Here is a 2,438-nt window from a genome sequence, read left to right as displayed (position 1 = left end):
ATGGATAACCCTTCTGTAATATATCTTACAGGGACAGGTTCCTTGTCCCATTTAACCGATAAGTTTTTCTCTTTCTATCGCTATATCAACTAAAAGAGAAGCTGCCCATAAATTTACTAACTAATTTATTATGGTAGCTTCTCTTTATAAATGCTAAATCCTGCTATATTTTTATATGGGACACGGGGACAGGTTCCTTGTCCCAGTTTTAACAATAAATTCAAATTTATCTTAAGCTTAATCATCTTTCAATATGGACATCCAAAGTCTAATGGGTGAATTTTATACAGTAGCAAAGTAGAAATGTTGTCTATATATCAATCAAATATGACATATAGTTGTCATGTTCACCTGATATAATTTAAATTGCTGGAGATAGTAAAGGTGTAACTGCCCAGCAAACAACAACTAAAGGCATTTTGCCCAAAAAGGAGATAACCATGAATACGAAACTTGCAGGGTCCATCTCGATTTATATGGATTCAATCAATTCCAATGACAGCAGCGTTTTGGGAAAGTGTATCGCAAAAGATGCACATATTCACGATGTAGGAGAAAACAAACATATTAATGGACTGGAAGCGATAAAGGAATGGCGCGGCGGCAGCAATGATGAATTTAAGCTAAAATCCGAAGTCACAGCAGTTGAAGAAAAATATGGAATAACCATTGTTACTTCCATAGCCAGTGGGAATTTCCCGAGTAGCCCACACATTTTCTATTACTTCTTCACTATCGCAGATGATTTGATTACAAATATTGAGATCATCCCCGGTGAAGAAAACATCAACATAGAGCATGATCAGTAATCACAAATGAATTACCGGCATCAATAGAGGTATTGTTTTAAAAGCATGAAAAGGGTGTCGACCACCCCGTCCCCTTGACACTCCAATGCTTATATCGTCAGATAGCGGATGTATACATAGATAGTCGCTATGAGAACAGATAACAGCATGATCGGAAATCCTATGACAAAAAATCGTTTAAACGAAATATGGGTTCCTTCTTGGGCAGCCAATCCTACGACGATAAGGTTTGCACTAGCACCAATCAAACTGCCATTTCCACCATAACAAGCCCCTAATGCCAAGCTCCACCACAAAGGTTCCAAATTAACAATACCCATTGTTCCCATGTCCTGAATCATTGGTATCATTGTAGCAACAAAGGGAATATTATCCACAAAAGCAGAGGCGATTGCGCTAAGCCATAAAATTAAGATAGCCGTAATCTTAATGTCCCCTCCTGTAAACTCTATAGCCACTTGAGCCAAACTACTGATGATTCCTGTTTCAACGAGCCCGGAGACTACTACAAAAAGACCTATAAAAAAGAAAATTGTAGTCCATTCTACCCGGCTAAAAGCATGCTCAAGGTCGTGATCGGTTTTACTTGTAAGCAATAACAGGACAAAAGCTCCCCCAAGCGCTACAGTTGCCGACTCCAAGTGAAGGATTTGGTGTAAAAAAAAGCCAATAATCGTTAAACCTAAAACTATTAAACTTTTCTTTAAGAGGACTTTATCTTTTAATTCCTCCTTTTCATCCAAACTCATAAGACCTGATTTTAGTTCTTCTGTAGTCTTAAGCTGATTACGATATACTAAGAGCAGAATAACCAGAGTTACTAGCAATGTTATGACTGAAATAAACGCTAAGTTATTAATAAACGACATAAAAGAAAGCTCTTTTACAGCACTGCCAATCATAATATTCGGAGGATCTCCGATGAGAGTAGCCGTTCCGCCAATGTTAGATGTGATTATTTCGGTAATAAGGTATGGTTCGGGATTGACTTTTAACTGCCTGGTAATGCTAAAGGTTACTGGAACCATCAGTAATACGGTTGTAACATTATCAAGTAATGCAGAAGACACAGCTGTAATGATACCCAAAGAAAAAAGAATTTTTAAAGGGTCTCCCTTTGCTTTTTTAGCAGCTACGATGGCTACATATTTGAATAACCCTGTTTCACCTGTTATAGCAACAATAATCATCATACCAGCCAGTAAGCCTAATGTATTAAAATCAATATGGTGAAGTGCATTTTCCTGACTAACAACCCCCAAGGCTAACATGATTATGCCACCAATCATTGCTACAATAGTACGATGTACCTTTTCAGAAATAATGAATGAATAAGTCAGTAAAAATACACCAATTGCCAAGATTGCCTGTTTTTCCATATTTAACCCTCCTGTGTTTTTATTATCATCCCCTAAAAAAACAAAAAGAAACCCGTTGTGAACAGGCTCCTCCAAAAAATCCAAGGGATATTTAATTTACAATATATATACTATATCATAAAGTACGATGAATAGACAACTCAACGGCAGTATAATACTGACTATATTACTCTTTATCCGTTGGAAAAGGGACACGAGACCAGCTAACTAAAGTCAAGCCCTCACTAGAAAAAAATGATCACTTCAAAAA

General features: G+C 37.0%; 2 protein-coding genes. One reads left to right on the top strand and one right to left on the bottom strand.

All coding sequences use genetic code 11. From position 1 onward, the window contains the following. The first annotated feature begins 440 nt into the window (after positions 1–440). A complete protein-coding gene (locus LMF89_RS25205) occupies positions 441–809 on the top strand; it encodes a hypothetical protein (protein WP_229537560.1) in 369 nt (122 codons plus the stop codon). Positions 810–898: 89 nt separating this feature from the next. Here the strand turns inward: LMF89_RS25205 and LMF89_RS25200 are convergent, their stop codons facing one another. Continuing rightward, the gene (locus tag LMF89_RS25200; protein WP_229537559.1) at positions 899–2,188 is read right to left on the bottom strand and encodes an ArsB/NhaD family transporter; all 1,290 of its coding nucleotides are present in this window, start codon (positions 2,186–2,188) and stop codon (positions 899–901) included. Positions 2,189–2,438 lie beyond the last annotated feature (250 nt).

The sequence above is a fragment of the Pelosinus baikalensis genome (assembly GCF_020819555.1).
In the GTDB taxonomy this organism is placed as follows: Bacteria; Bacillota; Negativicutes; order DSM-13327; family DSM-13327; genus Pelosinus; species Pelosinus baikalensis.
The sequence above is the reverse complement of the archived record's forward strand: the minus strand, read 5'-3'. Positions and strand labels throughout refer to the sequence as shown.

Excerpts from the sequence above, each read along its gene's own strand:
- LMF89_RS25205 (WP_229537560.1), top strand. The coding sequence starts at position 441 with ATGAATACGAAACTTGCAGGGTCCATCTCGATTTATATGGATTCAATC.
- LMF89_RS25200 (WP_229537559.1), bottom strand. The coding sequence starts at position 2,188 with ATGGAAAAACAGGCAATCTTGGCAATTGGTGTATTTTTACTGACTTAT.